This is a genomic window from Myxococcales bacterium, from assembly GCA_016717005.1.
Classification (GTDB): Bacteria; Myxococcota_A; Polyangia; order Haliangiales; family Haliangiaceae; genus UBA2376.
In genome coordinates, this window is the sequence record JADJUF010000010.1 from 23,091 (window position 1) to 48,284 (window position 25,194).

Here is a 25,194-nt window from a genome sequence, read left to right on the forward strand (position 1 = left end):
CGCGGGCCCACGATGAGTCGAAGGCGGACTCGCGACGAGTCACATGTGCCCTTGCGGGCACAGCTTAGCCGCGAGATGCGTCGATTCCTCGCCAACCCGTGGGCGGCATGGTTGTGGGCGTGGGCCTGTGTCGGCCGCGAGCACGCGGGGCGCGCGCGATACGAGCAGCGGTTCCCGTGGGAAGTCGGGGGAAGTCGTGAGCCGTTCGTGCATCACGGCGGCCCGGTTCCACCTGGCCACACGATCCACGCTGACATCGACATCTTTGGCGGGCCGCCGACTGGATACGTCGGCCTGTACGTCGATGGCGAATCCGTCTTCAATGGGTCGCGAGAGATCGCGGTTGCGCTGAAGAAGTCGTTCGACGCTGTGGCCGCCATGCTCAACATCGGCGGGTTCGATAGGAAGTGGTTGATGTTGACGCTTGAGCATGTCGGGACGGCGCGACGGATGTTCCACAGCGCCCCACCTGCTCCACTGGCGGGCCATCACAACCGCATGGCGATGGTCGCCTGGCGCTTAGCGATGGAGCAGGATGGCCGCACGGGGGCGTTTCGCTACCGGTCCTGGAGTGAAGCTCGGGACGCGGCGATCGCCATCGCGCTTCCGGACGCCACGGCAGCGGAGATCGCCGATGCGATCGGCACCATCACTCCGGCCGCGGTGAAGAAGGCACGCCAGCGGCTTCGGAAGAAGAGCAGGGCCCCCGGGGGACAGGTGACTCGGAAGAAGTCCCCTCCCCGTCGATGAGCGACAGGCCTAGGTTGTCGATGTGGACACCGACGACATGGCCGCGGCCCTGAAGACTCGATCCAAACAAAACCGGCGGCGACGGCTCCGGAAGGAGCTGCCTCGCCCTCAAGCCCCCGGTGGTGTGGGAAGTGGTGTGGGACCACCTCGACGATCAGCTAACTATAGAGCGGGAGAAGAGATTCGAACTCTCGACGTCAACCTTGGCAAGGTTGCACTCTACCACTGAGTTACTCCCGCAGCGTGGGGGAGCTTTTAGCGAGCCCGGGGCGCACTGTCAAGCGCCGGCGTGACGCAAAAATGCGCGGGCGTGGTAGCGTCGCGGGCATCATGCAACGGCTCATCTTTCGCGCGCTTGTGCTGGCCCTGGCGGGCCTGGCTCTGGGGACGGCTGCCTGCGGTCCCAACCCGGCCGGCAAGGTGCCGGTGTCGTCGCCGGTCTACTCGTTCCAGGCCCCGGACGCCGAGGACTTCGAGGACCAGGACGACGAGGACGACGACACGGTCCCGCCGGACGACGTCGACGCGGGCGACTCGGAGTAAGCCATGTGCGGCATCGTCGGTTACGTCGGGGGGCGTCAGGCGACGCCGCTCCTGGTCGGTGGTCTGCGCCGGCTCGAGTACCGGGGCTATGACTCGGCGGGCGTCTCGGTCTGGTCCGACGGCGCGAGCCGGGTGGTCCGGTGCCGGGGCAAGCTCCAGAACCTCGAGGACAAGCTCCTCAAGGAGCCGGCGCCGGGCACGATCGGCATCGGCCACACCCGGTGGGCGACCCACGGGCGGCCGTCGGACGAGAACGCCCACCCGCACAAGGTCGGCACGATCTCGGTCATCCACAACGGCATCATCGAGAACCACCTGGCGCTGCGGGCCGAGCTCGCGTCGGCCGGCGCGAAGTTCACGTCCGAGACCGACACCGAGCTGTTCGCGCACCTGATCGATCGCGCGGTCAAGGCCGGCGCGACCGACCTGACGTCGGCGGTGCGCGCGGCCCTGGGCAAGGTCCGGGGCGCGTACGCGTTCGTGGTCATGAACGACGACGACCCGACCACGCTGGTGGCGGCCAAGAACGCGTCGCCGATGGTGATCGGCCTGGGCGACGGCGAGAACTTCATCGCCTCGGACGTGACCGCGATCCTGTCGGAGACCCGCCGGATCCTCTTCGTCGAGGAGGGCGAGGTCATCACGATCACCAAGGACGCGGTCGCGATCACCGACTTCGAGGGGCGGCCGAAGCACCGCGAGCCCAAGACGATCACGTGGTCGGCGATGCAGGCGGAGAAGGGCGGCTTCAAGCACTTCATGCTCAAGGAGATCCACGAGCAGCCGCGGGCGGTGGCCGACACCCTCGTGGGCCGGGTCGACCTCGAGCGCGACGACGTGATCTTCGACGAGGTCAAGCTCGACGTCGCCAACATCAAGCGCATCATCTTCGTCGCGTGCGGCACCTCGTACCACGCGTCGCTGGTCGGCGAGTTCATGATCGAGGGCCTGGCCCGCATCCCGGTCGAGGTCGAGCTGGCCTCGGAGTTCCGGTACCGCGATCCGATCGTCGGCCCCGGCGATCTGGTGGTCGCGGTGAGCCAGTCGGGCGAGACCGCCGACACGATGGCGGCGGTGCGCGAGGCCAAGGGCAAGGGCGCCAAGGTCCTGGCGATCTCGAACGTGGTCGAGTCGTCGATCGCGCGCCTGGCCGACTACGCCTTCTACACCCACGCCGGCCCCGAGATCGGCGTCGCCTCGACCAAGGCGTTCACGACCCAGCTGGTGTCGATGGCGCTGCTCGCCATCTACCTGGGCCGCCGCAACGGCAAGCTGGCGCAGGCCAAGGCCCGCGAGCTCCTGGCCGAGCTGCTGCAGCTGCCGGGGAAGCTGAAGGACGTCGTCGACCACAGCGCGCAGCTGCAGGTGCTGGCCCGGCGCTACGGCCCGGCCACCGGCTTCCTGTTCCTGGGCCGCGGCGCGCAGTACCCGATCGCCCTCGAGGGCGCGCTCAAGCTCAAGGAGATCTCGTACATCCACGCCGAGGGCTACGCCGCCGGCGAGATGAAGCACGGGCCGATCGCGCTGATCGACGAGAACCTGCCGGTCGTGGTGCTGGCGCCGCGCGGCCCCAACTACGAGAAGGTGGTCTCGAACCTGTCCGAGGTGAAGGCGCGCCAGGGCAAGATCCTCGCGATCGCCAGCCGCGGCGACAACGAGATCGGCTCGGTCGCCGACGAGGTCGTGCTGATCCCCGACGGCGCGGTCGAGCTGCAGGCGATCCTGACGGTGATCCCGCTGCAGCTGCTGGCGTACTACGTGGCCGACTTCAAGGGCACGGACATCGACCAGCCGCGCAACCTGGCCAAGAGCGTCACCGTTGAGTGAGCGCCCGCGCCCGACCCGCGCGCGCCGTGACACCGCGATCGGCCGCGCGCCCGCGCGGGCGGTGCGGGGCGCGACCGTCCCGCCGACGAAGGCGCCGTCGCCGAAGGCGTCGGCCAAGGCGCCGCCGGCCAAGGCGCTGACCCACGTCGACGCGACCGGCGCCGCGCACATGGTCGAGGTCGGCGCCAAGCCCGAGACCGCGCGCGAGGCCATCGCCTCGGGCGAGGTCCACATGACCGCGGAGGCGGCCGGGCTCCTGGCCGCGGGCGCGCTGGCCAAGGGCGACGCGCTGGCGGTGGCGCGGATCGCGGCGATCAACGCGACCAAGCAGACGCACCTGCTGGTGCCGCTGTGCCACCCGGTGCGGGTGACCGGCGTCGACGTGCAGCTCGACGTGGGCGAGACCAAGGTCGCGATCACCGTCGCGGTGCGCGCGTTCGATCGCACCGGCGTCGAGATGGAGGCGATGACCGCGGTCGCCGCGGCGGCGCTGGCGATCTACGACATGGCCAAGGCGGTCGATCGCGGGATGGTCATCGGGCCGATCATGCTCGAGGCCAAGCGCGGCGGACGCACCGGCGTCTGGGCTCGCTAGCGCAGGGGGCGGGCGCTCGGCGGGCGGGCGCTGGGCGGGGTCCGGCGCGGTAGCTCGGCTCAGCCTTCGGCGCGGCGGGCGCTCGGCGTCCGGGCGCGGTAGCTCAGTAGCTCAGGCCTTCGGCGCGGCGGGCGCGCGGCGTCCGGGCGCGGTAGCTCCGGCGTTCGGCGCGGCGGCGCGCGGCGTCCGGGCGCGGTAGCTCAGGCCTTCGGCGCGGCGGCCGCGGGCTCGTCGGCGTCCGCCGCCGCGTTGGCGTCGTCCTCGGCGGCGCGCTCCTCGGCCGCGTCGTCGTCGTCCGCGTCGTCGTCGGCCGGCGCGGCGGCCGTGGCGCCGGGCTGGTCCCACGTGCGGATCTCGGCCCAGGCCCGGTCGAGGCCGTCGACCACGCCGTAGACGCCGAGCACCAGCGTCGCCCACTTCTCGCCGCCGCCGTCGAGGCTGCGGATGCTGAAGTAGATCACGGCGAGCGAGAACGCGACCTCGGTCGACGCGAAGAACACCGGCCGGGTGTGCTTGAGCACCAGCATCAGCACGGCGAACACCGCGACCACCAGCGTCGCGACGCCGGCGGTGGCCTTGCCGGGCTGGGCCAGGACCCGCAGGCCCGACTCGAACAGGATGATCGCGGCGACCAGCGCGATCGCGAACAGCGCGAACAGCTTCAGCCACGACTCGTCGTCGCCGGCGAGGAGCCCGCCGACGAAGCCGAGCGTGAGCCCGACGAGCGGGATGAAGATCTTGGGCTGGGACAGCACGTCCCAGACCACCGACCAGCCGCTCGGCGCGCGGGTCGGCGGACCGACCCCGACGCCGGGCGGCAGGCGGACCGCCTGGGCCAGCGCGTCGCCGACGGCGCCGGTGATGAGCGCGACCGCGGCGAGCGCGATGAACAGGACCAACGTCGACGTGCGCGTGGCTGGTGACACGTGGCCTCCTGCGCGGCCCATCCCCCGGGCCGGCGCCCGTCGATCGTACGACGGTCAGCGCGCGGCGCGCATCACCCCGGCGGGACGATCTCGGCGACCGGGACCGCGACGTCGGGCTGGCCGGCGAGGGTGAGGACGTCGCCGGGGCGGGCGCGGTCGACGCGCTGGTAGACGCCGTCGACCGGGTCGGTCATGACCAGCACCTCGCGCGCGGTCAGGTCGACCAGCCAGTACACGGGGATGGCGGCCTCGGCGTAGAGCGGCGCCTTGATGCGCAGGTCCTTGTGCAGGCTGGAGTCGGCGACCTCGATCACCAGGGCGCAGCGGTCGGCGAACTGCGTGAACGAGCCCGTCGGGACGACGGCGAGGTCAGGCTCGGGCATGGAGTCGGTCCACATGCGCAGCGGGCCCTGGGGCTGGACCAGCCAGTCGCCGCCGAGCTGCCGGACCAGGATGCGCACGAGGACCGACACGACCCGGGCGTGGGCCAGCCCGATCGGGCTCATGACCACGACCTCGCCGCGCAGCAGCTCGACCCGCTCGTCGTCGCGCAGGATGCCGACCTCGGCCATCCGCAGGTACTCGTCCCGCGTGATGTGGCGGCGCGCGACGCCGACCGAGTCGAGGGGTCTCCATGGGGTGCAGCATACCATCCGCCCTCCTCCTGCCCGCGGGATAGCGAGGGCCGTGCCAGCGGCGAGGGCGCGAGGTCCCGTCGCGGCGATGTCCAGGACGTCCGGATTCCGGACGCTATGGCCGAGGGCCGGCCGTCGCCGGACGCCGCGCTGCGTCCGCGACGTCGCTGCTATGCCGTCACGCCGTCACGCCGTCACGCCGTCACGCCGTCACGCCGTCACGCCGTCACGCCGTCACGCCGTTGTCGCCGTCACGCCGGTGTCGCGCACGCCCTTAGGGCCCACGCGTGAACAACTCGGTCGGTCTCGCGGCCGATCCATCCCGGCTGGCTGCGTTGCCGGCTCCGGTCCTCGGGTCACGTCCAACGAGGACGCTCCCCTCCGGTCCTCGCCGTCGCCTTGCCATCCGGGCGCCTCGTCCGCGATCCTCGATCGACTTGTTCACGCGCGGGCCCTTACCAGGCGCGGGCCTGACCACGGTCAGCGCGCGGCGCGCATCACCCCGGCGGGACGATCTCGGCGACCGGGACCGCGACGTCGGGCTGGCCGGCGAGGGTGAGGACGTCGCCGGGGCGGGCGCGGTCGACGCGCATCAGCCGGGCGGGACGATCTCGGCGACCGGGACCGCGACGTCGGGCTGGCCGGCGAGGGTGAGGACGTCGCCGGGGCGGGCGCGGTCGACGCGCTGGTAGACGCCGTCGACCGGGTCGGTCATGACCAGCACCTCGCGGGCGGTGAGGTCGACCAGCCAGTACACCGGGATGGCGGCCTCGGCGTAGAGCGGCGCCTTGATGCGCAGGTCCTTGTGCAGGCTGGAGTCGGCGACCTCGATCACCAGCAGGCACGTGGTGGCGTAGGCATCGAACGTGCCGCGGGGCACGACGGCCAGGTCGGGCTCGGGCATCGAGTCGCCGCGGACCGGCAGGGGGCACTGCGGCTGGACGTCGAGCGCCGCCGAGAGCTGCTGGATGAGCATCCGGGTGAGCCGCGTGACCGACTGCGCGTGGTGCGCGCCGATCGGGCTCATGACCACGACCTCGCCGCGCAGCAGCTCGACCCGCTCGTCGTCGCGCAGGATGCCGACCTCGGCCATCCGCAGGTACTCGTCCCGCGTGATGCGGCGGCGCGCGACGCCGACCGAGTCGAGGGTCTCCATGGGGTGCAGCATACCATCCGCCCTCCTCCTGCCCGCGGGATAGCGAGGGCCGTGCCAGCGGCAAGGGCGCGAGGTCCCGTCGCGGCGATGTCCAGGACGTCCGGATTCCGGACGCTCTGGCCGAGGGCCGGCCGTCGCCGGACGCCGCGCCGCCTCCGCCGCGCCGCCGCTGCTAGTCGGCCAGGCCGGCGCTTCGTGCCCCGCGACGCCGCTGCTCCCCGGTCACGCCCCGCTCGTCCGCCGCTGCTACGACGCCGTCCCGCCGTCCCGCCGTCCCGCCGTCCCGCCGTCCCGCCGACACGCCGTCCCGCCGACACGCCGGCACGCCGTCACGCCGTCACGCCGTCACGCCGTCACGCCGTCACGCCGTCACGCCGTCACGCCGGGGCGTACGGGACGCCGCTGTCGCGCACGCCCTTGCCGAGCGCGCGCTTGACCGCGCTCTGGGCGCGGAACGCCGAGGCCAGGACCGCGTGCTTGACGCGATCGCGGGCGGGCGAGGCGCCGACCGGGCGCGGCGTCAGGCCGAGGCGGCGCAGCTTGGCGTTGCCGCGGTAGAGGAGCTCGTTGGCGCGGGTCGAGTCGGTGTAGTAGGTGAAGCTGATCGTCACCGACGGCTCGGGGCCGTTCTCGACCATGTGGCCGGTGGTCGAGGGCATGTAGCCGCCGGCGCCGGGGGCGAGGTCGAAGACGCGGGCGCGGTCGCGGTGCGCGTCCTTCCAGGTCACCAGGTCGCGCGAGTGGCCGTCGTGGAACAGCTCGAGCGCGCGCTCGCTGACCACCGCGCGATCGTCGTGGGGCCACACGTACAGCTTCTTGGTGCCGCGGATCTGCAGGATGAAGTTGTGCTCGTGGTCGATGTGGAACGGCGTCACCGCGCCGGGCGACGACACGAAGATCCAGCCGGCGCGGTAGCACATGCCGGGATCGACGCGATCGATCGCGGGCCGCAGCTCGTCGAGGATCTCGTCGATGAACGCGCGGTAGGTCGGGTCGGCCTGGACGTTCAGGAGCGACATCCACGCGTTGGCGCGGGCGACGTCAGCGAGGGTCTCGGCCGCGGTCTTGCCGGTCGGGTGCAGCTGCGGCGCGTCGGCGAAGCTGGTGCCGGCGGTGGCCGCGGCCGAGTGCGTGCGCACCAGCTTGCGGGCCTGCTGGCGCTTGCCCAGCTCGACCAGCGCGTCGAGCTGGAGCAGCGGGTGCGTCGACAGGGCGTGGGTGAGCCCGGTGATCTTCCACGGGTCGAACGCGGTGGGGAGGTGGATGCGTGGGCCGGCCATGCGAGGGCCGAGGATAGCAGCCGGGCGCGGCCACGGGCCGCAGCCGCGCGCGTTGCGACCACCGGTCGTGGCTGCCAAGGTCGGTCCATGCAGGCGGACTTCTGGGATCAGGTCTACGGCAGCGACGACCACGTCTACGGCACGACGCCCAACGACTTCCTGCGGGCGCACGCCGGGCGCATCCCGCCGGGGCCGGTCCTGTGCCTGGCCGAGGGCGAGGGCCGCAACGCGGTGTACCTGGCCCAGCGCGGCCACGCAGTGACCGCGGTCGACCAGTCGCCGGTGGGCCTGGCCAAGGCGACGCGCCTCGCCGACGACCACGGCGTCGCGCTCGAGACCGTGTGCGCCGACCTCGCGGTCTACCAGCCGCCGCTCGGGCACTTCGCCGGCGCCGTGGCGATCTTCGCGCACGTGCCGCCGGCGGTGCGCGGCCCGATGTACGCGCGGGCGATCGCCGCGCTGCGTCCCGGCGGGGTGATGCTGGTCGAGGTCTACGCGCCGCGCCAGGTGACGATGGGCACCGGCGGGCCCAAGGACCCCGCGATGCTGGCCGATCTCCCGACCCTGATCGCCGCGCTGGCCGGGCTCGACCTCGAGCTGGCCGAGGAGGTCGAGCGCGACGTGGTCGAGGGCCGCCTGCACACCGGGCGCGCGGTGACGCTGCAGATCATCGGCACCAAGCGCTGACCCGCGCGCGCCATCGGCTAGAGTGCCGGCGTGGGAATCATCGACGTCAGCAAGCGCATCGGCAAGCACGCCTGGCGTGTGCCCGGGCTGGGCCAGGTGCTCGAGGCCGACTACGCGCGGACGTTCGCGCGGCGGCCGCCGGGCTGCTTCCGCGGCGTGTACCGCAGCTTCGCCGAGGCCGAGGCCTCGATCCCGAGCGGGCACCCGGTCGGCTACGATCACGACGCGATGTCGACGATGTACCGAAGCCGCATGGACAAGGCCTGCCAGAGCGACTACGCGGTGCTGCTCTGGCTGCGCGAGATCCTGCGCGCCAAGCCGGGGTCGTTCGTGTTCGACGTCGGCGGGCACGTCGGCGTCAGCTACCACGGCTGGAAGAAGTACCTCGACTACCAGCCGGGCCTGCGGTGGCTGGTCGAGGACGTGCCGGCGATCGTCAAGGTCGGCGCCGAGCTGGCGGCCGAGCGCGGCGGCGCCGGGCTCGAGTTCACGAGCGAGCTGGGCGCGGGCCGCGGCTGCGACGTGCTGCTGTGCGCGGGCGCGCTCCAGTACGTCGACCTGACGGTGCCGCAGCTCCTCGACGCGGTCGGCTCGCGGCCGCAGCACCTGATCCTGAACAAGATGCCGGTCTACGACGGCGAGGGCTTCGTGACCGTGCAGTCGACCGGCCGCGCGTTCCACGCCTACCGCATCTACAACGGCCCCGAGCTGGTCACCGGCATCACCGCGCTGGGCTACACGCTCGTCGACGACTGGACCAACCGCGAGCAGCACTGCGAGATCCCGTTCACGCGCGGCAAGGACATCGACGCGTACACCGGGTACTACTTCACGTTGGCGAGGCCGAGGTCGTAGATCTCGCCGGCGTCGCCCGCGGCGACGCGGTGGGCGTGGGCGGTCAGCCAGGCCGCGAGGTCGGCGTCGATCGGCCGCTGCGCGACGTGGACGTAGTAGCGGGCGCCGCGCAGCGCGTAGTCGGCGATCGCGGTCGCGCCGGCGAGGTCGTTGGGCACGACCCAGCCCTTGGCGCGCGCGAGGTAGAACACCCGCGGGTCCTGGAAGTTGTTCGTGGTGTGCCACTGCTGGTTGTAGCCCTCGGCCCGGGCGCGCACGACGACGCGGGTGCCGGGCGGCGCCAGGGCCGCGAGCTGCGCGCCCATGATCGACTCGGGCTCGCGTGGCAGCGCCCGGACGAACCGCACCGCGCGCGCGCTCAGCGCCAGCGCCGCGATCGCCGCCAGCGCCAGCACCACGCGCGGGCGCGGCAGCTCGGCGGCGACGTGGGCGACCAGCCACGCGCCGAGCACGACGTGCGGCAGGAGGTAGTGCGTCCCGAACGTGCTGGCGGTGTAGCGGAACGCCAGGAGCGACAGCGCCAGCGCGGCGCCGGCGAGGGCCAGCTCCTCGCACGCGAACCGGCGCCGGACGGCGAGGTAGAGCGCCGCGGGGACCGCGAGCAGGCCGACGCCCCAGACCACGCCGAAGCGCGCCAGCTCGCGCCAGGGCTCGACCGCGGCCAGGGCCGACAGCGCCGGCAGCTTGCTGTCGCCGCCGGACAGCACGCCGAACGTGTTGCCGTAGGTGACGTAGAGCGTGCGCGCGTACAGCAGGAAGGCCCCGACGATCGCCAGCACCGCGGCCCAGCCCAGCCACAGCCGCGGCCGCCGCAGCGCCGGGCGGTGGGCCAGCGCGACCACGGCCACCTGCGCGAGGCCCAGCTCGAGCGTGGTCGGCTTGACCAGCCCGGCGATCGCGGTCGCGGCGATCCAGGTGGCGAGCGCGCGCGCGGACGGCCGCGCCAGATCGTCGAGGAACGCCAGCCAGCCGATCGTGAACGCCAGGAACGCCAGCGGGTCGGGCTGGATCGACGTCGACGCGACGATCGTGCCCTGCATCGACAGCGCCGCGAGCAGCGCGACGTACGCCGGCACCTCGCCGAACCGGCGGGCCAGCGCGCCGAACAAGAGCGCGCACGCCAGCGCGACGCAGGCCAGCGACACCAGCTGCGCCGGCAGCTCGACGTCGCCGGTGGCCGTCGCGAGCGCCGCGACGATCGCGGGGTAGAGCTGCAGCTCGGTCTCGACGTAGCCGGGGCCGTCGCCGCGCCAGTCGATGCGCGGCCGCAGCGGATCGAACTCCTCGTCGACGAAGTTGCGGGCGATCGCCGCGGTGTCGGCCTGGCGCCAGCCCTGCCAGTCGTCGGTGATCGCGGCCGGGCGGCGCGCCATGACCATGAACACCGCCCACGCGGCGATCGTCGCGTAGGCCGCGAGCCGCCACGTGCGATCGATCATGACTTGAGCGCGGACCACAGGCGGCGCAGGCGCGAGGTCGGCGCCGGCGGCTCGGGCGGGCGTGGTGGCTTTGGCCCGGACGGTGGCGCCAGGGCGCTTTCATACTCCCGAGCGAGTTGCTCCAGGTTGTGGAAGAAGAATGCGCGTGGGCTGACGCGCTTGCCCGTCCGTTGCTCAAGCTTTGCGATGGCCTGCATTACTAGGAGGGAGTGGCCGCCAAGGTCGAGGAAGTTGTCGTAGATCGAGATTCGCTGGGCGCCAAGCAGGCTCTTCCAGACGTCTGCGACGAGGTTCTCGGCCGGCGTTCGCGGCCCAGCATAGGGGCCTGCCACCGGCGCGGCGCCGGCGTCGGTCGGGGCCGGCAGGGCCCGGCGATCGACCTTGCCGTTGGGCGTGAGCGGCAGGGCCGGCAGCGGCACGAACACCGCGGGGATCATGTAGTCGGGCAGGGCGTCGCGGAGGTGCTCGCGCAGCGCCGCGGCGGCGGGGGCGTCGCCGCCGGACGCGACGAGGTAGGCGATCAGGCGCTGCTCGCCGCCGGGGCCGGGGCCGGCGACGACCGCGGCCTGGGCGATCCGCGGGTGGCGGGCGAGCGCGACCTCGATCTCGCCGAGCTCGATGCGGTAGCCGCGGATCTTGACCTGGAAGTCGGTGCGCCCGAGGTGCTGGAGGGTGCCGTCGGCGCGCCAGCGGCCGAGGTCGCCGGTGCGGTACAGGCGGGCGTCCGGGGCGGCGGCGAACCGATCGGGCACGAACCGCTCGGCGGTCAGCTCGGGGCGGTTGTGATAGCCGAGCGCGACGCCGAGGCCGCCGATCGCGAGCTCGCCGGGGACGCCGATCGGCACCGGCTGGCCGGCGTCGTCGACGACCCAGACCGTGGTGTTGGCGATCGGCGTGCCGATCGTGAGGTCGCCCTGGCCGGGCTCGATGCGCGCGCAGGTCGACCAGACCGTGGTCTCGGTGGGGCCGTACATGTTCCAGAGCGCGCCGGTGCGCTCGAGCAGGGCCTCGGCGAGCTCGACCGGCAGGGCCTCGCCGCCGCACAGCGCGGTGAAGCCGGCGCCGCCGCGCCAGCCGGCCTCGACCAGCATGCGCCAGGTGGCCGGGGTGGCCTGCATGATCGTCGCGCGCGCTTCCTCGAGCAGGGCCCGCAGCGCGTGGCCGTCGGTGGCCTGGTCGCGGCTGGCCAGGATGATCTCGGCGCCGACCGCGAGCGGCAGCCACAGCTCGAGCACGGCGATGTCGAACGACAGGGTCGTGACCGCGCACAGGCGATCGGCGGCGGTCAGGCCGGGCCGCGCGGCCATGCTGGCGAGGAAGTTGGTGACGGCGCGGTGGGGGACGGCGACGCCCTTGGGCAGGCCGGTCGAGCCCGAGGTGTAGATCAGGTAGGCGGCGTCGTCGGCGGTGGCGGCGCTGGCAGGCCCGGGCCCGGCCTCGGGCAGCGGGTCGCCGTCGAGGCGGAGGACCTGCGCGGCGGCGACGCCGAGGTCGGCGAGGTCGCGATCGGCGACGACGGTGTGGGCGCCGCTGTCGGCGAGCATGAACGCGAGGCGATCGCGGGGGAACGCGGGATCGAGCGGCAGGTAGGTGGCGCCGGCGGCGGCGACGCCGAGCAGCGCGGCGATCATCGCCGGGCCGCGCTCGAGGTGCAGCGCGACCACGGCGCCGCGGCCGACGCCGCGCGCGCGCAGGGCCGCCGCGATCCGATCGCGCTGCGCAGCCAGCTCGCCGTAGGTGGTGGCGGCGCCGGCGCAGCGGATCGCGACCTGGGCGGGATCGCGCGCGAGGCCGGGCGCGACGTACGCGGCCAGGTTGGCCGCGGTGGGCGGCGGCGTCGCGGTGGCGTTCCACGCGTCGAGCTGGGCGCGCTCGTCCTCGGTGATCGCCAGGAGCTCGCGCACCGGGCGCTCGGGGTGCGCGGCGATCGCGGTGACCAGCGCCAGGAACCGCCGCGCCAGGCGCTGCGCGGTGTCGGCGGTGAGGATGTCGGTATTGTAGTTGAGGCTACCGACCATGCCACGTGAGGTGTCCGTGAGCCACAGGGCGAGGTCTTGCATGGCTGCCGGCGGAAATACTCTCAGGGCCTCGAGTTCGAGTTCGCCCCATCTCAGTACTCTCGCGCGACGATCCTGGTAAGCGAGAAACGCTTGGTAGATCGGAGAGCGGCTCGGATCGCGGACGAGATCGACGACACGAACCAGATGCTCGAAAGGGACGTCCTGGGCTCCGAATGCCTCGACCGTGTCGACGCGCACCGCGGCGACCAACTGGCTGAACGATTGGTCAACGTCCAGGGTGAAGCGCAGGGGGATCGCGTTGGCGAAGAAGCCCACAACGCGAGCGAGATCTGGGTGAACGCGCCCGTGTACGGGCGTGCCGATTACTAGATCGGACTGGCGGGTGAGTTGAGATAGGAACACTGCCCATGCTGCGAGCAGCACCATGAACGGTGTCGCACTGTGCTGGCTAGCTAGTGCGCGGAGCTCGGCGCTGGTCTTGTCGTCGAGTTCGATCCATTCGGTGGCCCCATTGCCGGTCATGGTCGCGGGGCGCGGGAAATCGGTCGGGAGGTCAAGCGACTCGGGGGCGCCGGCAAGCTTGCCCTTCCAGTAGGCGAGCTGACGTTCGAGTTCAGGGCCAGTCATCCACATCCGGTGCCACTCGCTGAAGTCAGCGTAGGTCACGGGCAACGATGGAAAGGTTGGTGTTTCACCAGCCACGAGGCTCACGTATGTGGTTCCGAGTTCCTCAAGGATGATTGCCAACGAGGTGCCGTCGAAGATGGCGTGATGCACCACCAGCATGAAGACGTGCTCATCGGCGGTCGTGCGCCAGAGGTTGGCGCGGAGCAGCGGCGGGATCCCGATGTCGAAAGGTCGGGCAGCCTCCGCATCGAGCCGCTCGGTCAGTGACAGCACGTCGCCGTCCGCGACTGGGGTCGTCAAGTCGTCGAAGTCGATCGGTACAGATACGTGAGCCGCGATCGCCTGGAAAGGCACACCGTCGTGCAAGCCAATGGAGGTCCGCAGCGCCGCGTGTCGTTCGAGAAGTAGATCGAGTGCCCGCTGAAGCAGGCGACGGTCGACGTCGCCGCGCAGGCCGAACGCGGCTGGCATGTTGAACAGCGGACGTGCACCTTGGAGTTCCTCAAGGTACCAAGCGCGCTGCTGTGCCAGTGATAGCGGGGGCGGCGTAGAGGCGGTGCGCTTCGGGAGCGCGAGACGGTCAAGTCTGGTCGGGCGGTTCGCGAAGATCCAGCGCGACAGTCCAGCGGTAGTTGGATGCGTGAACGGAGCACGCATCGGAAGGTCCCACCCGAGCGCGCTCGACAGTCGAATCGTCACGCGGGCGACCAGCAGAGAATGGCCGCCGAGTGCGAAGAAGTCGTCGTCGACGCCGACCTGCGGGATCTCAAGTACGTCTGCGAAGGTCTGCGCGATCAGCTGCTCCATCGCGTCGCGCGGCGCGGCGTAGCTGACCACCGGCGCGGCGCCGGCGTCGGTCGGGGCCGGCAGGGCCCGGCGATCGACCTTGCCGTTGGGCGTGAGCGGCAGGGCCGGCAGCGGCACGAACACCGCGGGGATCATGTAGTCGGGCAGGGCGTCGCGGAGGTTCTCGCGCAGCGCCGCGGCGGCGGGGGCGTCGCCGCCGGACGCGACGAGGTAGGCGATCAGGCGCTGCTCGCCGCCGGGGCCGGGGCCGGCGACGACCGCGGCCTGGGCGATCCGCGGGTGGCGGGCGAGCGCGACCTCGATCTCGCCGAGCTCGATGCGGTAGCCGCGGATCTTGACCTGGAGGTCGGTGCGGCCGAGGTGCTGGAGGGTGCCGTCGGCGCGCCAGCGGCCGAGGTCGCCGGTGCGGTACAGGCGGGCGTCCGGGGCGGCGGCGAACCGATCGGGCACGAACCGCTCGGCGGTCAGCTCGGGGCGGTTGTGATAGCCGAGCGCGACGCCGAGGCCGCCGATCGCGAGCTCGCCGGGGACGCCGATCGGCACCGGCTGGCCGGCGTCGTCGACGACCCAGACCGTGGTGTTGGCGATCGGCGTGCCGATCGTGAGGTCGCCCTGGCCGGGCTCGATGCGCGCGCAGGTCGACCAGACCGTGGTCTCGGTGGGGCCGTACATGTTCCAGAGCGCGCCGGTGCGCTCGAGCAGGGCCTCGGCGAGCTCGACCGGCAGGGCCTCGCCGCCGCACAGCGCGGTGAAGCCGGCGCCGCCGCGCCAGCCGGCCTCGACCAGCATGCGCCAGGTGGCCGGGGTGGCCTGCATGATCGTCGCGCGCGACTCCTCGAGCAGGGCCCGCAGCGCGTGGCCGTCGGTGGCCTGGTCGCGGCTGGCCAGGACGATCTCGGCGCCGATCGCGAGCGGCAGCCACAGCTCGAGGGCGGCGATGTCGAACGACAGGGTCGTGACCGCGCACAGGCGATCGGCGGCGGTCAGGCCGGGCCGCGCGGCCATGCTGGCGAGGAAGTTGGTGACGGCGCGGTGGGGGACGGCGACGCCCTTGGGCTGGCCGGTCGAGCCCGAGGTGTAGATCAGGTAGGCGGCGTCGTCGGCGGTGGCGGCGGTGGCGGGCCCGGGCCCCGCGTCGGGCAGCGGGTCGCCGTCGAGCCGGAGGACCTGCGCGGCGGCGACGCCGAGGTCGGCGAGGTCGCGATCGGCGACGACGGTGTGGGCGCCGCTGTCGGCGAGCATGAACGCGAGGCGATCGCGGGGGAACGCGGGATCGAGCGGCAGGTAGGTGGCGCCGGCGGCGGCGACGCCGAGCAGCGCGGCGACCATCGCCGGGCCGCGCTCGAGGTGCAGCGCGACCACGGCGCCGCGGCCGACGCCGCGGGCGACGAGCGCCGCGGCGATCCGATCGCGCTGCGCGGCCAGCTCGCCGTAGGTGGTGGCGCCGCCGGCGCTGCGGATCGCGACCTTGGTGGGATCGCGCGCGAGGCCGGGCGCGACGTAGGCGGCCAGGTTCGGCGCGGGCGGCGGCGGCGTCGCGGTGGCGTTCCATGCGTCCAGCTGGGCGCGCTCGTCGTCGGTGATCGCCAGCAGCTCGCGCACCGGGCGCTCGGGGTGCGCGGCGATCGCGGCGACCAGCGCCAGGAACCGCCGCGCCAGGCGCTGCGCGGTGTCGGCGGTGAGGATGTCGGTGTTGTAGTTGAGGCCGCCGACGACGCCGTCGGTGCCGTCCAGGAACCAGAGCGCGACGTCCTGGGCCGCGGCCGGCTGGAACACCGGCAGGTTCCGGTGATCGAGGTTGCCCCAGCGCGGCGGCCGCTGGCGCGCGTCCTGGTACGAGAAGAACGCCTGGTAGATCGGGAACCGCGACTCGTCGCGGCGCACGTCGAGCGTGCGCACGAGGTGCTCGAACGGCACGTCCTGGGCGCCGAACGCCTCGATCGTGCGCGCGCGGACGCCGCGCACCAGCTCGAGGAAGCTGCGGTCGGGATCGACCGCGAGCCGGAGCGGCAGCGCGTTGACGAAGAACCCGGCCACCTGCTCGACGTCGGCGACGTTGCGCCCGCGCACCGGCGTGCCGATCACCAGCTCGCGCTGGCGGGTCTGCTGGTGCAGGAGCACGGTCCACGCGCCCAGGAGCGTCATGAACAGGGTCGCGCTCTCGCGCAGGCCGGCGGCGCGCAGGCCGTCGGTGACCGCCGGCGGCAGCCGCAGCCACTCGGTGTCGCCGGCGCCGCTCATCGTCGGTGGGCGCGGGTGATCGGTGGGCAGATCGAGCGACTCGGGCGCGCCGGCCAGCGCGGCCTGCCAGTGCGCGAGCTGGCGCTCGAGCTCGGGGCCGGCCATCCAGTCGCGGTGCCAGACCGAGAAGTCGGCGTAGGTGACCGGCGGCGGCGGGCGGCTCGGCTCGGCGCCGCGCTGGTACGCGCCGTAGAGGTCGGCCATCTCCTCGTAGAACAGGTCGAACGACCAGCCGTCCCAGATCGCGTGGTGCGGCATGAAGAACAGCACGTGCTCGTCGTCGGCCAGCTTGAACAGCCGGGTGCGGAACAGCGGCGCGACCGCGAGGTCGAACGGCACCGCGACCAGCTCGGCCAGGCGGCGGTCGAGCACGGCCGCGCGCGCGTCGGTCGGGGCGCCGGTGAGGTCCTCGAACGGCACGGCGACGTCGACGTCGTCGAGCACGACCTGGGCCGGGCTGTCGCCGACCATGCGGATGACCGTGCGCAGCACGTCCTGGCGCTGGACCAGGGTCGCGATCGCGCGCTCGAGCGCCGGGCGATCGAGCGCGCCGCGCAGGCGGTGCGCCGACGGCACGTTGAAGACCGTGCGGCCGAGCTGGAGCTGCTCGAGGTACCAGACCCGCTGCTGCATCAGCGACAGCGGCGCCGGGCCGACGTCGGCGCGGCGCGGGATCACCGGCAGCGCGACGGCCCCGGCCGGGGCCTGGGCGCCGAGCCACGCGGCCAGCCGCGCGACCGTCGGGTGCTCGAACACCGCGCGCATCGGCACGGCCCGGCCGAGCTCCTTGCCGAGCCGGGCGGCGAGCTGCGCGACCAAGAGCGAGTGGCCGCCCAGCGCGAAGAAGTCGTCGTGGATCGACAGGCGCGCGACCGCGAGGGCGTCGGCGAACCCGCGCGCGAGGCGCTCCTCGAGCGGCGTGCGCGGCGCGACCGCGGGGCCGTCGGCGACGACCGCCGGGCCTGACGGCGCCGGTAGGGCCTTGCGGTCGACCTTGCCCGAGCCGGTCAGCGGCAGCGCCGCCAGCGCGACGAAGCGGGACGGGATCATGTAGTCGGGCAGCGTCCGCGCCAGGTGCGCGCGCAGGTCGTCGTCGGCGGGGACCGCCGCGCCGGCCGCGGGCACCAGGTAGGCGATCAGCCGCACGTCGCCGGGGCGATCCTCGCGGGTGGTGACCGCGGCCTGGGCCACGGCCGGGTGGCGGGCGAGCGCGACCTCGATCTCGCCGAGCTCGATGCGGTAGCCGCGCAGCTTGATCTGGAAGTCGGTGCGGCCCAGGCACTCGAGCGCGCCGCCGTCGGCGCTGGCGCGGTGCGCCAGCGGGCGAGATCGCCGGTGCGGTACAGCCGGGCCGCGCCGCCGACCCGGAACGGATCGGGCAAGAACCGCTCGCCGGTGAGCTCGGGCCGATCGAGGTAGCCGAGCGTGACGCCGTCGCCGCCGATGTAGAGCTCGCCGATCACGCCGACCGGCACCGGCTGGCGATCGTCGTCGAGGACGTGCAGCGTGGTGTTCGCGACCGGGTGGCCGATCAGGATCGGGCCGTCGTCGGTGACGCGGTGGAAGCTCGACCAGACCGTGGTCTCGGTCGGGCCGTAGCCGTTCCAGAGCGCGCCGACGATCGGGCGCAGGTCGGCCGCGAGGTCGCGGGGCATGGCCTCGCCGGTGCAGATCGCGGTGACGCGGGGATCGCCGGCCCAGCCGGCGGCGCGCAGCAGGCGCCAGGTCGCGGGCGTGGCGTCGATGAACGTCACGGCCTCGCGCTCGACCAGCGCGCGCAGGTGATCGCCGTCGGTGGTCTGGCCGCGGTCGGCCAGCACGATCGTGGCGCCGACCGTCAGCGGGGCGATCAGCTCGGACACCGCGATGTCGAACGACGGCGTCGTGACCGCGAGCACGACGTCGCCCTCGGTCAGGCCGGGCTCGCGGGCGACGCTGGTGATCAGGTTGACGACCGTGCGGTGCGGGACCTGCACGCCCTTGGGGGTGCCGGTCGAGCCCGACGTGTAGATGACGTAGGCGACGTCGTCGGTCGAGCCGACCGCGACCGCCGGCGGCGTGGCGGGCGCGAGCTCGTCGATCGCGATCGTCCGGACCGGGCCGAGCGCGACCCGATCGCGGACCGCGGCGGTGGTGACGACGACGGCGACGCGCGCGTCCTCGACCATGAACCGCAGGCGCTCGGCCGGGAAGCTGGGGTCGAGCGGCACGTACGCGGCGCCGGCGCCGAGGACGCCGAGCAGGCCCGGCAGCAGGTGGCGATCGCGATCGGCCAGGAGGCCGATCCGGGCCCCGGGCGCGACCCCGGCCTCGACCAGCGCCGCGGTGACCGTGGCCGCGGCCGCCGCCAGCTCGGCGTAGGTGAGCGCGCCGTCGGTGGCCTTGACCGCGACCTTGCCGGGCACGCGCCGCGCGGTCGCGGCGACCAGCGCCTCGATCCGGGTCGTGCGCGGGTACGCGGCCTCGGTCTGGTTCCACGCGGCCAGGAGCCGTCGATCGTCCTCGGTCACGATCGGCAGCCGGCCGATCGGCTGCTCGGGATCGGTCAGCGCGCCGCGCAGGAGCGTCTCGTACGCGGCCAGCCACCGCCGCACGGTCGCGGCGTCGAACAGGTCGGCGTTGTACTGGCACTCGACGCGCAGCCCGGCGCCGGTGTCGACGGCGTTGACGAACAGCTCGAAGGTCTCGTGGGTGCGCGGGTTCGATTGTAGGTCGAGCGCGAGGCCGGGCAGCGCGTGGGCCTCGCCCGACAGCGCCTGGTCGATGTTGAAGATCACGCTCACCAGCGGCAGCCGCGACGGATCGCGGGCGATCGGCAACACCTGCAGCACCCGGCCGAAGGTGACGTCCTGGTGGTCGTAGGCGTCGAGCATGCCGCCGCGCACGCGCTTGACCACGTCGGCGAAGCGGTCGTCGCGCGCGAGCCGGGCGCGCACCGGCAGCATGTTGACGCAGTGCCCGACCAGGCCGCCGAGGCCGTCCCGGTTCTGGCCCGCGGCGGGGATGCCGACGACGAGATCGTCGGCGCCGCTGAGGCGGTGCAAGAGCGTGTCGAACCCGGCCAGCAGCGTCGCGAACACGCTGGCGCCCAGGCGCGCGCCGAGCTTCTTGACGCCGGCCAGGACCTCGGCCGGCACGACGTGATCCGCGCGGCCGGCGGCGGTGGTGCGCACCGGCGGGCGCGGCCGATCGGTCGGCAGATCGAGCGTCGGCGCGCCGCCGGCGAACTGATCGATCCACCAGCGCTCGTTGGCGCGGACCTCGGGCGCGTCGGCGCGCGCGGCCTCGGCCTCGGCGTAGTCGGCGAACGACGGCGCGGCCGGCAGCGGCGCCGAGCGCGCGCCGGTGGCCAGGCCGTAGAGCGCGGCCAGGTCCTTGACGATGACCCAGTACGACCAGCCGTCGAGGACGATGTGGTGGCCGGTGAACACCAGCACGTGGTGGTCGGCGGTCAGGCGCACCAGCTCGGCCCGGACCAGCGGCCCGCGCGCGAGGTCGAACGGCTCGGTGACCGCGCGCAGGGTGACCTCGGCGAACGCGGCGTCACGCGCGGCGGCCGGGCGGTCGCTTAGATCGATCAACGGCACCGCGAGCTCGGGGGCGTCGGCGGCGACGTGCAGGGTCACGCCGTCGGGGTCGAACGTGGCGCGGAACGCGTCGTGGCGGCGCGGCAGCTCGCGCACCGCGTGGCGCAGCGCGCCGACGTCGAGCTCGCCGCGCAGGTGCAGCGCCACGCTCTCGTTGTAGGCCAGCGAGGCCTCGGGGCCGAGCTCGGCCGCGAGCCAGACCTCGCGCTGCGGCTCGGTCGACGGCACCGTCCGCTCGCCGGTGGTGGTCGCGACCGCGAGCTGGGCCCGGGCCGGCGGGAAGAAGCCCGACGCCTGCATCTCGGCGGCCGCGGCCTTGTACGCGGCGACGATCGCGGCGAGGTCGGCGTCGGTGTGGGCCGTGGTCAGGAAGCACGGGAAGTTGTCGAGGATGTGGATGCCGCGGTCGCGCAGCATCGCGTAGATGAGGTCGCTGTAGGGCAGATCCTCGGTGAAGTTGTTGCGCCACCACGACGCGTAGGTCTTGAGCGTCAGCGGCGCGCCGGTCGCCTCCATGTGCGCGTTGATCTCGGCGACCATCGCCGCGGTCCGGGCGGTGAGCCCCTCCTGCAGCGCCGGGCCGGCGTCGCGCATGTACACGAGCATCGCCTTGGTGGTCGCGAGCGCGAGCGGGTGGCGCACGAACGTCCCGGCGAAGTAGGTGACGCCGACGGTCGGGATCGAGTCGTCGCCGTACTGCCAGTGGCCGCCGTCGAGCGCGTCCATGAACTCGCGCTTGCCGGCGATGACGCCGATCGAGAAGCCGCCGCCGACGACCTTGCCGTACGACGCCAGGTCGGCCTGGATCCCGAACAGGCCCTGGACGCCGCGCGGGTGGGCGCGGAAGCCGGTGACGACCTCGTCGAAGATGAGCAGCGAGCCCGACCGCTCGGTCAACGCGCGCAGGTCGCGCAGGAACTCGACTGGCCGGAAGTCGGGGCGGCGCGACTGCACCGGCTCGACCATGATCGCGGCCAGCTCGTGGGCCCGGGCCTTCAGGATCTCGAGCGACTCGGGCGTGCCGTAGTCGAGCACCAGCACGTTCTGCGACGCCGCCGGCATGATGCCGGGCGCGGCCGGGATGCTCTTGAGCTTGCGGGTGCCGCGGACGATGACCTCGTCGAAGATGCCGTGGTACGCGCCGGTGAAGATCGCGATCAGCGAGCGGCCGGTGACGGTGCGGGCGATGCGCATGCAGCCCATCACCGCCTCGGAGCCGGTGTTGCAGAACGCGGCGCGGTCGGCGCCGGTGAGGTCGCAGAACAGCTCGGCGCACTCGCCGGCCAGGACGTGCTGCGGCCCGATCTCGTAGCCCTGCTCGACCTGCGCGTGGATCGCGGCGCGCAGGAAGTCGGGCTGCCAGCCCAGCAGGTTCATGCCGAAGCCGTTGAGCACGTCGATGTACTCGTTGCCGTCGAGGTCCCAGACCCGCGCGCCGCGCGAGCGCTCGATCACCAGCTGGTAGGTGAGCTCCTTGGTCAGCGGGCGGAAGCCGTTGACGACGCGCGGGTCGGCCATGCGCGCGCGGTGGGCCTGGGTGTAGGCCTTGGACCTCGCGGTGCGGGCGGTGTAGCGGGCGGTCAGCGCGTCGAGGCGCGCGCGCTGGTGCGGCGACAGCGCGTCGGCGGCGGTGTGGATGCGCGCGATCGCCCCGAACGCCTTCTTGACGTCGTAGGTGACCGCGCCGGCCGGTGGCTCGTCCTCGTTCTTGCTGGGCGCGAGCGCGGGCTGCGCCGGCGTGACGGCGGTGACGGGCGGCGCGGCGACGGGGCGCGGCGCGGGCGCGGCCGGCGCGGGCGTGGCGACCGGTTGGCCGCCGAGGACCGCGAGCTGCTGGGCCATCAACGCGAGCTGCGCGTCGATGACCTGGCGCACGTAGCCGCCGGCGTCGCCGGCCGCGGGCGGGAGCGCGAAGGCCGGGACCCCGGGCGCCATCGTCGGCGCCGCGGCGGGCGTCGTCGGGGCCGCGGCCGCGACCGGGGCCGCGTCGGGCGGCAGCGACTCGTCGAGCATGCCGACCAGGCTGGCCATGGTCGGGAAGCTCTCCATGACCTGGCGGAACGAGACCTTGACGCTGTGCGCGCGCTGCACCGCGAGCGCGAGCTGGGTCAGGGTCAGCGAGTCGAGGCCGAGGTCGAGCCACGGCGTGTCGGCCTCGGCGGCGGTGACCTCGGTGCCGGACACCTCCTCGACCAGCTCGCACATCGAGGCGAGGAGGCGGGCGCGACGAGCAGCGGCGGAGACGGGCGCGGGCGCGGTCATGATGGGCTCCGGGAGCGGGAGGGCGGGCGCCGTGAGCGCGAACGCGGGCGCCGTGAGCGCGGCCGGCAAGGCGGGGAGGGAGGCCACGGCGGCGCCGGCGGCGACGGGCGCGTCGACCCAGTGGCGCTGGCGCTGGAACGGGTACGTCGGCAGCGGCACGCGGTGGCGCCGCTCGCCGGCGCGGTAGCGGGTCCAGTCGATCGTCGCGCCGAGGGTCCAGAGCTGCCCGAGCGCGGCGGTGATCGCCGGGCTCTCGCGCTCGGCGGCGTCGGCCAGGCTCGGCACCGCGACCGGCAGCGCGCGCTTGCCCGGGACCGCCTGGCGGGCCAGCGCCGACAGGGTCGCGCGCGGCCCGATCTCGATCATCACCCGGCGCGGCTCGGCCAGCGCGACCGCGACCGCGGGCGCGAACCGGACCGGGCGGCGCAGGTGCTCGGCCCAGTAGCGCGGGCTCTGGGCCTCCTCGTCGGTCATCCAGGTGGCGGTCACCGTCGACACGATCGGGATGCGCGGCGCCGCGAGCGGGATCGTGGCCAGGCGCTCGGCCATCAGCGGCACGACCGGATCCATCATCGGCGAGTGGAACGCGTGCGAGGTCTGGAGCCGGCGCGCGGTCACGTCGGCCGCGGTCAGCTCGGCCTCGAGCGCGGCGATGAGCTCGGTCGGGCCCGACGCCACGCACAGCCCCGGCCCGTTCTCGGCGGCGATCTCGAGCCCGGGCCGCAGGCGCGGGCGCAGCAGGTCGGCGGGCAGCCGCACCGACAGCATGCTGCCGGCCGGCAGCGCCTGCATGCGGCGGCCGCGCTCGACGACGAGGCCGATCACGTCGGGCAGCGCCATCACCTCGGCCAGGGCCGCGCACACGAACTCGCCGACCGAGTGCCCGACCAGCGCGGTCGGCACGACGCCCCAGCTCATCCACAGCCGCGCGAGCGCGTACTCGAGCGCGAAGATCGCCGGCTGCGTGACGCTGGTCGCGACCAGCGTCTGGGGATCGTCAGACCAGAACACGTCGCGCGGATCGTGGCCGAGCTCGGCGCGCAGGATCGCGCAGCACTCGTCGTACGCGGCGCGGAACGCCGGCTCGGCCTGGTACAGGCCGCGGCCCATCTGCGGGTACTGCGAGCCCTGGCCCGGGCACAGGAAGCCGAGCGCGGGCACGTCGGCGCCGAGCGCGCGCGCGCCGCAGCTCGCGACCTCGGGCGTCGTCAGCAGGCGCGCGGCGTCGGCGGCGGCGCCGGCGACGACGTACCGGCGCTGGCTGAACCCGCGGCGCCCGACCTGGAGCGTGTGCGCGACGTCGGCCAGCGGCGCGGGCTCGTCGACGAGGTAGCGGGCCAGGTCGGCCGAGGCCTCGGCCAGGGCCGGCGCGGTCCGCGCCGACACCAGCACCAGCTCGACCGGGCGGGTCGGCGTCGACGACGGGGTCGGCGCCGGGGCCTCCTCGACGACGACGTGGGCGTTGGTGCCGCCGAACCCGAACGACGACACGCCGGCGCGGCGCGGTCCCTCCTGGGTCGGCCACGCGGTCAGCTCGTGCTGGACCCAAAACGGGCTGCCGGCGAAGTCGATCTTGGGGTTGGGCGTCGTGAAGTTGATCGACGGCGGCAGCGTGCGGGTGTGCAACGCCAGCGCGGTCTTGATCAACCCGCCGACGCCGGCCGCGATCACCATGTGGCCGACGTTGCTCTTGAGCGAGCCGATGGCGCAGAAGCCGCGGTCGCTGGTGTGCCGACGGAACGCGCGGGTCAGGCCCTCGATCTCGATCGGATCGCCGAGCGGGGTCGCGGTGCCGTGGGCCTCGACGTACGAGATCGAGCGGGCGTCGACGCCGGCGGCGTCGAGCGCGGCGCCGACGACGGCGGCCTGGCCCTCGGGGCTGGGCGCGGTGAAGCTGGCGCGCTCGGAGCCGTCGTTATTGACCGCGGCGCCGAGCAGGACCGCGTAGATCGGATCGCCGGCGGCGATGGCGTCGGCGAGGCGCCGCAGCACCACCACCGCGACGCCGTCGGAGAACACCGTCCCGCCGGCGGCGGCGTCGAAGGTGCGGGTGTGGCCGTCGGGCGACGCCATCGACCCTTCCTGGAACGTGTAGCCGCTGGCCGGCGGGCAGGTGATGGCGACGCCGCCGGCCAGCGCCAGATCACAGCTGCCGCTGCGCAGCGCGTCCATCGCCATCGCGGTCGCGACCAGCGAGGTCGAGCACGCGGTCTGGACGTTCACAGCGGGGCCGGTCAGGTTGAGCTTGTGGGCGGCCCGGGGGGCGAGGAAGTCCTTGTCATTGGCGAGCAGCACCTGCAGCTCGCCCAGTCGCCCGGTCTGATCGGGTCGGGTCCACAGGTGACGTTGATAGTAGGTTGCTGTGCTCATGCCGGCGAACACGCCGATCGGCCCAGGCGCAGTCTCCGGTGCGTAGCCGGCGTGCTCGAGCGCGTGCCACGACACCTCGAGGAAGTGCCGGTGCTGGGGATCGGTCAGCGACGCCTCGAGCGGCGAGCTGCCGAAGAACGCCGCGTCGAAACGCTCGACGTCGTCGAGCACGCCCCGGGCCGGCACGTAGGCGGCATCGGTGCGCACCGCGGCCGGGACCGAGGGATCGAGCTGGTCGGGGGCGAAGAACCGGATCGACTCGACGCCGGCGCACAGGTTGCGCCACAGCGCGGCGACGTCGGCCGCGCCGGGGAACCGGCCGGCCATGCCGATGATCGCGATCGGCTCGCGGGCGTCGCCGCTCGGCGCGCGGCGCGTCGGCGTGGCGGTCGCCTCGCCGGCCATCGCCCGGGCCAGCGCCGCTGGGGTCGGCGCGGCGAAGAAGGTCGCGGTCGAGATCGCGGGCAGCCCGGCCTCGCGTAGGCGCACGAGCAAGGTCATCGACAGGAGCGAGTTGCCGCCCAGCTCGAAGAAGCCGTCGAGCGTGCCGACGCCGTCGAGGCCGAGCACGTCGGCGAACACCGCG

General features: G+C 73.6%; 12 protein-coding genes, 1 tRNA gene and 4 pseudogenes. 6 read left to right on the forward strand and 11 right to left on the reverse strand.

All coding sequences use genetic code 11. From position 1 onward, the window contains the following. The first annotated feature begins 75 nt into the window (after window positions 1–75). Complete coding sequence (locus tag IPL61_12215; protein ID MBK9032068.1) at window positions 76–750, forward strand: hypothetical protein; 675 nt, start codon at window positions 76–78, stop codon at window positions 748–750. 168 nt (window positions 751–918) lie between these two features. On the opposite strand, the gene IPL61_12220 is transcribed toward IPL61_12215, so the two are convergent. Beyond that, a tRNA-Gly gene (locus IPL61_12220) sits at window positions 919–990 on the reverse strand. 90 nt (window positions 991–1,080) lie between these two features. Between IPL61_12220 and IPL61_12225 the strand changes: the two genes are divergently transcribed. The 3 genes from IPL61_12225 (at window position 1,081) to moaC (ending at window position 3,715) form a co-directional block, all read left to right on the forward strand. After that, window positions 1,081–1,293 (forward strand): hypothetical protein, encoded by a 213-nt coding sequence (locus tag IPL61_12225; GenBank protein MBK9032069.1) that lies wholly within the window; start codon window positions 1,081–1,083, stop codon window positions 1,291–1,293. Between the two features lie 3 nt (window positions 1,294–1,296). Continuing rightward, window positions 1,297–3,120: a glutamine--fructose-6-phosphate transaminase (isomerizing) gene (gene glmS / locus IPL61_12230; protein ID MBK9032070.1), complete on the forward strand. Its 1,824-nt coding sequence runs from the start codon at window positions 1,297–1,299 to the stop codon at window positions 3,118–3,120. A 169-nt stretch (window positions 3,121–3,289) separates the two neighbouring features. After that, on the forward strand, window positions 3,290–3,715 hold the full coding sequence (gene moaC / locus IPL61_12235) for a cyclic pyranopterin monophosphate synthase MoaC (GenBank protein ID MBK9032071.1): 426 nt from the start codon (window positions 3,290–3,292) through the stop codon (window positions 3,713–3,715). A 200-nt stretch (window positions 3,716–3,915) separates the two neighbouring features. Here the strand turns inward: moaC and IPL61_12240 are convergent, their stop codons facing one another. From IPL61_12240 to IPL61_12255, 4 genes are all read right to left on the reverse strand, one after another. Next, window positions 3,916–4,641 (reverse strand): hypothetical protein, encoded by a 726-nt coding sequence (locus tag IPL61_12240; protein ID MBK9032072.1) that lies wholly within the window; start codon window positions 4,639–4,641, stop codon window positions 3,916–3,918. A gap of 71 nt (window positions 4,642–4,712) precedes the next feature. Further along, the gene (locus IPL61_12245; GenBank protein ID MBK9032073.1) at window positions 4,713–5,294 is read right to left on the reverse strand and encodes a Uma2 family endonuclease; all 582 of its coding nucleotides are present in this window, start codon (window positions 5,292–5,294) and stop codon (window positions 4,713–4,715) included. 574 nt (window positions 5,295–5,868) lie between these two features. After that, the gene (locus IPL61_12250) at window positions 5,869–6,432 is read right to left on the reverse strand and encodes a Uma2 family endonuclease (protein MBK9032074.1); all 564 of its coding nucleotides are present in this window, start codon (window positions 6,430–6,432) and stop codon (window positions 5,869–5,871) included. Window positions 6,433–6,809: 377 nt separating this feature from the next. Beyond that, window positions 6,810–7,712, reverse strand: a complete 903-nt coding sequence (locus IPL61_12255) for a cupin-like domain-containing protein (protein ID MBK9032075.1) — start codon at window positions 7,710–7,712, stop codon at window positions 6,810–6,812. A gap of 87 nt (window positions 7,713–7,799) precedes the next feature. Between IPL61_12255 and IPL61_12260 the strand changes: the two genes are divergently transcribed. Both IPL61_12260 and IPL61_12265 read left to right on the forward strand, forming a co-directional pair. Continuing rightward, the gene (locus IPL61_12260) at window positions 7,800–8,399 is read left to right on the forward strand and encodes a class I SAM-dependent methyltransferase (protein MBK9032076.1); all 600 of its coding nucleotides are present in this window, start codon (window positions 7,800–7,802) and stop codon (window positions 8,397–8,399) included. Between the two features lie 30 nt (window positions 8,400–8,429). After that, complete coding sequence (locus IPL61_12265; protein MBK9032077.1) at window positions 8,430–9,254, forward strand: methyltransferase, TIGR04325 family; 825 nt, start codon at window positions 8,430–8,432, stop codon at window positions 9,252–9,254. On the opposite strand, the gene IPL61_12270 is transcribed toward IPL61_12265, so the two are convergent. The 6 genes and pseudogenes from IPL61_12270 to IPL61_12295 form a co-directional block, all read right to left on the reverse strand. Then, window positions 9,224–10,693: a glycosyltransferase family 39 protein gene (locus IPL61_12270; GenBank protein MBK9032078.1), complete on the reverse strand. Its 1,470-nt coding sequence runs from the start codon at window positions 10,691–10,693 to the stop codon at window positions 9,224–9,226. The two genes, IPL61_12265 and IPL61_12270, sit on opposite strands and share 31 nt — an antisense overlap. Then, a complete protein-coding gene (locus tag IPL61_12275) occupies window positions 10,690–18,867 on the reverse strand; it encodes an amino acid adenylation domain-containing protein (protein MBK9032079.1) in 8,178 nt (2,725 codons plus the stop codon). The genes IPL61_12270 and IPL61_12275 overlap by 4 nt, the downstream gene beginning before the upstream one ends. Before the next feature lie 5 nt (window positions 18,868–18,872). Then, window positions 18,873–20,582: pseudogene (locus IPL61_12280) on the reverse strand (non-ribosomal peptide synthetase). Between the two features lie 1,962 nt (window positions 20,583–22,544). Beyond that, a pseudogene (locus IPL61_12285) lies at window positions 22,545–23,348 on the reverse strand (acyltransferase domain-containing protein). Window positions 23,349–23,480: 132 nt separating this feature from the next. Next, window positions 23,481–23,912, reverse strand: a pseudogene (locus IPL61_12290) (hypothetical protein). Between the two features lie 294 nt (window positions 23,913–24,206). Beyond that, window positions 24,207–25,109: pseudogene (locus IPL61_12295) on the reverse strand (polyketide synthase). Window positions 25,110–25,194 lie beyond the last annotated feature (85 nt).